5 protein-coding genes are annotated in these 8,394 nt (G+C 56.6%); 1 reads left to right on the top strand and 4 read right to left on the bottom strand.

What is annotated here, in order from left to right:
- Positions 1-172: 172 nt before the first annotated feature.
- From lpdA to HMPREF3140_RS08800, 4 genes are read right to left on the bottom strand one after another with little or no spacing between them, the layout of a single operon-like run.
- The gene (gene lpdA / locus HMPREF3140_RS08785) at positions 173-1,570 is read right to left on the bottom strand and encodes a dihydrolipoyl dehydrogenase (protein ID WP_032410869.1); all 1,398 of its coding nucleotides are present in this window, start codon (positions 1,568-1,570) and stop codon (positions 173-175) included.
- On the bottom strand, positions 1,560-3,095 hold the full coding sequence (locus HMPREF3140_RS08790; protein ID WP_032410870.1) for a 2-oxo acid dehydrogenase subunit E2: 1,536 nt from the start codon (positions 3,093-3,095) through the stop codon (positions 1,560-1,562). The genes lpdA and HMPREF3140_RS08790 overlap by 11 nt, the downstream gene beginning before the upstream one ends.
- 3 nt (positions 3,096-3,098) lie before the next feature.
- Entirely contained in the window at positions 3,099-4,118 is a 1,020-nt protein-coding gene (locus HMPREF3140_RS08795; RefSeq protein WP_004178692.1) for an alpha-ketoacid dehydrogenase subunit beta, read from the bottom strand.
- 11 nt (positions 4,119-4,129) lie between these two features.
- Positions 4,130-5,089 carry a thiamine pyrophosphate-dependent dehydrogenase E1 component subunit alpha gene (locus HMPREF3140_RS08800; RefSeq protein WP_070552938.1) on the bottom strand — a complete coding sequence of 320 codons (960 nt, stop codon included), beginning with the start codon at positions 5,087-5,089 and terminating at the stop codon, positions 4,130-4,132.
- A gap of 252 nt (positions 5,090-5,341) precedes the next feature.
- On the opposite strand from HMPREF3140_RS08800, the gene HMPREF3140_RS08805 reads away from it, so the two are divergent.
- Positions 5,342-8,107, top strand: a complete 2,766-nt coding sequence (locus tag HMPREF3140_RS08805) for a LuxR C-terminal-related transcriptional regulator (protein ID WP_032410875.1) — start codon at positions 5,342-5,344, stop codon at positions 8,105-8,107.
- Positions 8,108-8,394 lie beyond the last annotated feature (287 nt).

Consider the following 8,394-nt stretch of genomic DNA (forward strand, 5'->3'; position numbering starts at 1 on the left):
CGCTCCTCCTGTCGTTTGGTTGTCTACTAAACATACAGAATTTACGCATGGCGCTTAGCGTTTCAGATCAATAGATCCTGTCGTAACCGTTGTTGGGGATCTTCTGCCGGGGAGTGCGGGAGGGATAACGGGAACTTACTCCGTATCGCACAGCTATCGCCTCCCTTATTTTTTATTGATGCAACGGTTGGTCGCAGGCCGCGAGGATTGATTCATGCATCGCTTCGGAAAGTGTCGGATGCGCAAAGATCATCGACAGGAGACTTTCGTCTGTGGCCTCCAGGTGACGGGCGATGCCAAAGCCCTGGATCTGTTCCGTGACCTGTGCGCCAACCATATGCGCGCCCAGCAACTCGCCGGTTTCAGCATCGAAAATCGTCTTCACAAAACCCTCTGTCTCGCCGCTGGCCAGCGCCTTACCATTGCTCTGATAAGAGAACTTACCGATCCTGACGGGCCGTCCCCTGGCCAGGGCCGTCGATTCCGTCAGGCCCAGACTGGCAACCTGGGGCCGGGCATAAGTGCAACCAGGCACATAGTCGCGATCGAGAGGGTGGGCGCCTTCGACACCGGCCAGTGTCTCAACGCAGATCACGCCTTCGTGGCTGGCCTTGTGCGCCAGGCACGGCGGGCCGGCTACATCGCCGATGGCATAAAGCCCGAATACGTTAGTGCGACAAGCCGCGTCCGTCTTGATAAAACCGCGGTCTAACTCGACGCCCAGTGCTTCCAGCCCCAGATCTTCAATATTCGGCTGTACGCCAACCGCCAGCAGCACACGTTCGACATCCTGAGAATATTCGCCGCCGGTGTTGTTTAGTGTGCAGCGCACCCCGGTATCGGTGAGCTGTACTTGCGTCACCAGGGTCTGGGTATGGATCTGAATACCGCGTTTTTCGAATGACTTACGCACTGCTGCAGACACCTCGGCATCTTCCACTGGCAAAATCTGCGACGCTAGCTCGACCAGCGTCACTTTACAGCCCAGATCGTTATAAAGGCTGGCGAACTCGACGCCAATCGCCCCTGAACCGATGATTAAGAGCGACTTGGGTAAAAGCTTAGGCCGCAGCGCCTCGAAATAGGTCCAGATATGTTCGCCATCTGGCGCTATGCCTGGCAATGCGCGTGGTCGGGCGCCGGTTGCCAGGATCACGTGATCGGCCCGGTAATCGCGCGCCTCCCCTCGGGCATCCTCGACCGTGATTTGCCCCTTGCCGCGCAGCCGCGCGGTGCCATCAATCACCCTCACGCCATTTTTCTTCAACAGGTACGCAACCCCAGCGGTGAGCTGTTGCGATACGGCACGGCTAAACTGCACCAGTTTCTGCAGATCGACGTTCACCTCACCCACGCCGATGCCCAGCTGACTGGCATGGGTGATAGTGTGCGCAACCTCAGCGCCATGCAGCAGCGCCTTGGTTGGAATGCATCCCCAGTTCAGGCAGATGCCGCCCAGATGTTGTTTTTCCACTAATACGGTACGAAGCCCTAGCTGGCCGGCACGGATGGCGGCAACGTATCCCCCAGGACCCCCGCCGATGATCAGCACATCGTATTTATCGTGCATAGCTCGTCTCCTGGATAAACATCAAGGTCGGGGTTTCAATCAGTCGCTTGAGTTCCCGGAGAAAAGCCGCACCTGCCGCGCCATCGATGACCCGGTGATCGCAGGATAGCGATACCGTCATTTGCTGGCGCGCGACGATTTGCCCGTCGCGTACTACCGCCCGGACCTCGCCGGCGCCAATGGCGAGGATTGCGCTTTGCGGTGGATTGATGATGGCGTCAAACTGCCGGACGCCGAGCATCCCCAGATTTGACAGGCTAAAGGTCCCGCCCTGGAACTCTTCCGGCTTCAGCGTGCCCGCTTTGGCTCTGGTCACCAGCGAGTGAATTTCGTTCGATATGTCGCTGATCGATTTCCGGTTCGCCGAGCGAACAATAGGGGTAATTAGCCCGGCAGGCAGCGCAACGGCCACCGAAATGTCGGCATCCGTAAAGCGGCGGATACTTTGTGCCGCTTCATCAAACTGGATATTGACGTCAGGCACGGCCACCAGCGCCAGGGCGCAGGCCTTCACCAGCAGGTCATTCACCGAAATCTTGACGCCGGGTACTTCGCGGTTAATGTCCTGACGTAACGCTAACAGTCGCTCCAGATCGAGATCGACGCTCAAACGGAAATGGGGAGACTGTTGCTTGGACGTTTGCAGGCGAGAAGCGATAGCCCGCCGCATACCGGACATCGGAATGCTCTCAAAGGGGGCCGGGGCACTCTCCTGCACAGGACTGGTCTGCGGGTGCTCGTCGAGTAACAACGCCGCGGCCAGCACATCATCGCGACTTACCCGACCGCGTGAACCGCTGCTTCGGCAGTCATGCAAGTTGATACCCAGTTTGCCGGCCAGGCGGCGCGCCAGCGGGGTGGCCGATACCTGGCTGTCATCGGCATGCGAGCGGGGCGCTTTGCTGCGACGAACGGGGGGCGTCGGAGAGGCCAGGCGACCGCCGGCGGCAACGATCGCGCTTTCCAGATCAGAAACAGAGATACGATCCCCGCGCCCGCTGCCGCGGACTTTTTTCAGGTCGACACCCCAGCGGGCAGACAGTCGTAACGCATGGGGCGTGGCATTAACCTGAGTCACATCGGTCACACCTTGCAGACTGACGGGGATGACGGTCTGCCCAACAGGGGGCTCGGGGCTGTTGGATGGCGGCGAAACAACGGAAGCTGGCTTAGCGCCTGCCTGTGCCGCTACGTCCGGCGCGGCAGCCTCCGGGCCTGGGGCTGCGGGTTTCGCCGTCGCCAGGCTGGCAACAAATTCGTCCAGTTCAGCATCGCTGACCGACGCGTCAGCCGCCAGAGCCAGCACAGCGCCAACCTGAAGCGTCTCACCCTCTCGGGCGATTATCCGGCGTAATGTACCGGCAAAAGGTGCCTCCAGCACATTGACGATTTTACTGGTTTCAATCTCACAGATTTCCTGCCCTCTGATGAAATCGTCACCCTCCTGGATTGCCCATCGAGCGAGCAAGCCTTCCTCCATGGAAAGCCCCCACTTTGGCATTTCAAGCGTCTTGATTTCGCTCATAGGTTAATCCTCCAGCACTTGACGGACGGCGGCTTCGATACGTTCAACGCCAGGGATCCAGAGTTTTTCGAGAGCAGGGGAGAACGGGACCGGCGTGTGTGGCGGCGTCACCAGCAGAACGGGCGCTTTGAGGAAATGGAATGCCTGGGACGCAATCAGCGCCGCGACATCATGAGCAAAACCGAAGCGTGCCGCGGATTCGTCGACAATCACGACCCGCCCTGTGGAAGCCACCGATTCCAGAATCCCTTCCTCATCCAGCGGCGAAATGGTTCGCGGGTCGACTACCTCGACCGAGATCCCCTCTTTGGCCAGCTTGTCCGCCACCTGGTTGGCTTTATGCACCATTGCCGACAGCGCAATGATGGTGACGTCCTCTCCTTCGCGGGTATAGTTGGCTACACCTAGCGGGATGGTATAGCTCTCGTCCGGTACCTCGCCCTTGAGGTCGTACAGCATTTTATGCTCGCAGAATACCACCGGGTCGTCGTCGCGAATGGACTGGATTAACAGACCCTTGACGTCATAAGGCGTCGAGGGCACCACCACCTTCAGCCCTGGGGTGGTGGCAAAGATATTATAGGGTGACTGTGAATGCTGGGCCGCGGCGGAAAACCCCGCGCCGATCATACCTCGCATCACCAGCGGGGCCCTGGCTTTGCCACCAAACATGTAGCGGAACTTAGCCGCCTGGTTGTACAGCGCATCGTGACTCACGCCAAAAAAATCCATGAACATCAATTCCGCGACCGGCCGCAAACCCGTCGCTGCGGCGCCGGCCGCCATACCGATGATGGCCGACTCGGTAATGGGCGTGTCGATCACCCGATCGGAGCCGAACTGCGTCCACAGCCCTTTAGTGACACCCAGCACACCGCCAAAGGCTTCTATTTTCGCCTCTTCGGGCGCATTTCCGCCATGACCGCCACGCAAGTCTTCACCGATGAGCACCACGCGTTCATCGCGTTCCATTTCCTGAGCCAGGGCTTCCTTGACCGCTTCACGATAGGTTTTTATTGTCATGGTTATCACCCTCAGTATGAGACGTACACGTCTGTCAGCAGGTCTTCCGGAGCCGGGTAGGCAGCGGCGCGGGCCTTCAATACGGCATCGTTGACCAGGGCTTCTACTTCCTCGTCAATCGCCGTTAGTTCTTCCTGGGTGATTTGTCGCTTGACCTTAGCGGTAAAAATCTTCAGCGGATCATGTTGTTCACGCAGGCGTTGCACTTCACCTTCCGCGCGGTATAGCGCGGGATCGCCCTCAAAATGACCATGCCAGCGGAAGGCTTTGGCCTCAATGACGCTTGGGCCACCGCTTTCTCGCGCACGCTTGACCGCCTCTGAGGTTGCCTCATAAACGGCAAAGAAATCGGTGCCATCGACGGTCACTGCCGGCAGGCCGAAGCCAGCGGCGCGCCGGGCGATATCACGCCCACCCACGGCGTAGTCATGGCCGGTCCCTTCGCCGTAACCGTTATTCTCGAAAATAAAGACGGCTGGAAGCTGGAGCACGACGGCCATATTGATGGCTTCAAAGACCAGGCCCTGATTAGAACCACCATCGCCCGTAAAAGAGACACCGACGTTGCCGGTTTTTAGCGTCTTTGCCGTTAGCGCGGCGCCGATGGCCAGGGGAGGGGCTCCCCCAACGATAGCGTTCGCCCCCAGCATTCCTTTCGACAGATCGGCAATGTGCATCGACCCGCCCTTACCGCGACATAACCCGCTGTCCTTACCGAATATTTCGGCCATCATGCCGTGAATGTCGCAACCTTTAGCAATACAGTGGCCATGTCCACGGTGTGTTGAACCAATAAAATCTGCGTTCGTTAAATTTTCGCAGACCCCCACCGCGATGGCCTCCTCACCGGTGTAAAGGTGAATGAAGCCCGGAATATCACCGCTGGTATTTTCCTGATGCAACCGCTCTTCAAATGTTCTGATCTCCCGCATCTTGCGGTAAGCCTGCAATAACGCCTGTTTGCTGAGCATCGTTTAATTCTCCTCAATAAAGGTCACCCAGGCGGGGCCAACAGACAGGGCGGATAACCCTGGCCACACCCATGCAATGAATCTACGAGCGGTTAAAGGGAGTGCGAAGCCACCTTCATGGGGGGGTAGGTGGGGGTTTTCATGCTTGAGGTCAAACTTTCTAAATTTTGTGTAGCAATAAAGTTTGGCTGCCCCATGTCATCCCGGGGGCTGGCTTACAATTGAAAAAAACAAAGTGAGTAGACACCACGGATGAAGCCATTGGATTTAGAAGGTCGCCAATCACCCTCACTGGTCTCCGGGCCATTGCGGCTGACGCGAGGCTTGCCGCTAATCCTGACCAAATTCGTCCCGCCTCGCTCCTCAATACAATTGCTGGAGCGCCCCCGGCTGCTTCAGCTTCTCAGTCCCGTTCAGCAGTGCCGGCTGGGCGTCGTCTGCGCCGGCGCTGGATTTGGCAAAACCACGCTGTTGGCGCAATGGCATCAGCAGATGGTCGCCCAGGGCGAACGTATCGCCTGGCTGAGCCTCGATGAGGATGATGATGACGTATGGCAGTTTATTCCTTATCTGCTGCAAGCATTGCGTCCACTCTATGCTGACTGGGACGCCGATTTCTGGCGTGACATGGAAGAGCAGAAGCTCTCCAGCTCCGAGCAACTGCTGGCCGGGCTCATTAACCAGCTACACTACTGCCCGCATGACGTGTACCTGATTATCGACGACTTCCACGTGATTAACGATCGTGGGGTCTATGAAGCGCTGGGGTATTTAATCAAGCATGCGCCTGCCGCCTTGCATCTGATCATTGGCAGCCGTTTCCACCCGAATCTTGCGCTGAGCCAGCTGCAGGCCCAGGACCAACTGGTGGAGATCTATGATCGAGACCTGCAATTCACGCTCGAAGAAACAAAACACTATTTTAGCCGCACGGTTGCGCTACCCCTCAGCAACCATCATGCACAGCGGCTACAGTCCGTGACAGAGGGCTGGATCGCGGGCATGAAGATCGCTTCATTGTCGGCAGAATTACAGAATGATCCCGAGCATCTGTTGCGTAATATGCATGGAGGAACACGATCCATTGCCCGCTATCTGAAAGAGGTGGTACTGGATCCGCTGCCGGAAGAGGTTCTCGATTTCCTGGTGAAAACGTCCTTCCTCAGTCGGTTAAATGCCGAACTATGCAATGCAGTGACTGGACGTGATGATAGTAAAGCGATGCTGGCATGGATTGAGCGACACAACCTTTTTTTGTCAGCCCTTGACGAACAAGGCTACTGGTTTCGCTACCATCCTCTGTTGCAGGAAAATCTTCGGACCATGCTGCAGCAGAACAACGATATTGACCGCAAACAGCTGCATGAATTAGCCAGTCATTGGTTCGTCGAACAGAAGCTGTGGTCTGAGGCGGTACGCCATGCGCTCAGCGCAGGCAAGCCGGTGCATAGCCCCGTGCAGGACGGCGCAAGCGCTCAGTCACTGGCGGAAGAAGGGGATATCGATACTCTGATCTCATGGATGCATCATTTACCGCCCAGCACCGATCCGTCGCGCATTGACCTGCAAATTAACCTGGCCTGGGCACTGGCGCATTATTTCCACTTTGATGAGTCGAGGCAGCTGCTTGATAACCTCGATCAGATGGTACTTCATCATCGTGAGGATTTAACCCGCAGCACCTGGTGTAAATTGCGCGTTGTGCGGGCAATTTGCGAAGCCTTTGCGGAAAACATCCCGGAGAGTCTGGCTATAGTTCAGCCGTTGCTGGCCGAAGTGCCCTGCGGCGACACCTGGGTTGATGGTCTGATATGCAATATTCTCAGCTATTGCCATGTTGTTAACCAGCGCTATCACGACGCGCTGGAGGTTCAACAGCATATGCCCTCTCCGGAAAGTCCTTTAGATAATCTGTTTGTTTCGGTTTATCGCGCGTTTATTATTGCCCAGTGCCATCTTTGTCAGGGCGATCTGGGAAAAGCCGGGTGGTATGCAGAGAAAACGTTGCGCCAGGCTGAATGTTATACCGGTACCCAGTCGACCAGTGGCGCGACGCTGGCGCCGCTGCTGGCGGAGATAGCCTATGAATGTCAGAGGGGTGACTCGCCCGAGCATCTGTTAGCCGACCGGCTCGAATTCATCGACCGATTCAGTCCACCCGACGCGCTGAGTCGTTGCTATACCTATCTCGCGCGTCAGGCCTTAGATAACGATATGCCCTATGAGGCCGAGCGATTGCTGGAGCATGCGCAGCGTCTTGCGGTGTCTCGCGGCTGGCAACGGCTCCAGGCCATGTTGTTAGCCGAGCAGGTGAGGGTGCGACTGCAGCGCGGCAATTTCACCGGCGCAGAGCAACTGCAGCGACAGCTTGAACAAATGGCCGCCAGCTTCAGAATGGATGCCGAACATCCCTGCCAACGCGCCATCGTTATGTCTGCATCCCTTAGCCGCAGCCGGCTTCTTCTCGCCAGAGGCCAGGCACCGCAAGCCTGCGTTTTACTGGCTGAGATGGTCTCCGATCAGGAAAGCCGGGGGGACAGGTTAACCGCAGCGCGTCTGCGTACGCTCTGGTCATTGGCCTTGTGGAACAGTGGCAAAACTGCCGCTGCGCGCACGACATTTCAGCCAGTCGTGCAGCTGGCTGAACAACAGCATCTCACGGGCCTCTTTCTTGACGCTGGCGATACCTTGCAACCTTTGCTTATCGGTATGAATGAATCCTCTTCGGCTTGGACAGAGAAAAGGGGAGTGCAGGGATCCTGGGCAGACAAGCGCGGGCCTGTAGACGGAACACCGTTTAATAGTGGAAGCCCCGATATTCCTGGCGAGCTCAGCGAGCGTGAGTTTCAGATATTACAGCTGATTGCTGAAGGTCAGATGAACAAAGAAATCGCTCGCTCCCTCGCTATTTCTGCCGAGACGGTCAAATGGCATATCAAAAACATCTACGCGAAGCTTAAAGTGAATAGCCGCACTCAAGCGATGAGCCGGGCGCTGGAGATGAAATTACTGGATTAACGGTTTGAAGAGGGAGGGCTGGATATAAAATATTATTAAGATGGCATTGCTCATTGCCGCTTACGTTACGGTGCTATGAGCCATGGATAATCGAGATACTTCTGAGCCCGCGGGAGCTTTTATCACTGACCGTGATGGTAGTTTTGATGCCTTGGCTCAGCGATAAGAGCATGGAATTTAAGTGCATCGGTCTCCGGGGAAAGCAACCCTGGTGTAAACCCCGAGAGGCTTTTAAAGAAGTGTTTTCTGTAACGTTTTGGTAATGACTCCAACTTACTGATAGTGTT

Origin of the sequence: Klebsiella sp. HMSC16A12, assembly GCF_001808265.1 — a bacterium.
Taxonomy (GTDB): domain Bacteria; phylum Pseudomonadota; class Gammaproteobacteria; order Enterobacterales; family Enterobacteriaceae; genus Klebsiella; species Klebsiella pneumoniae.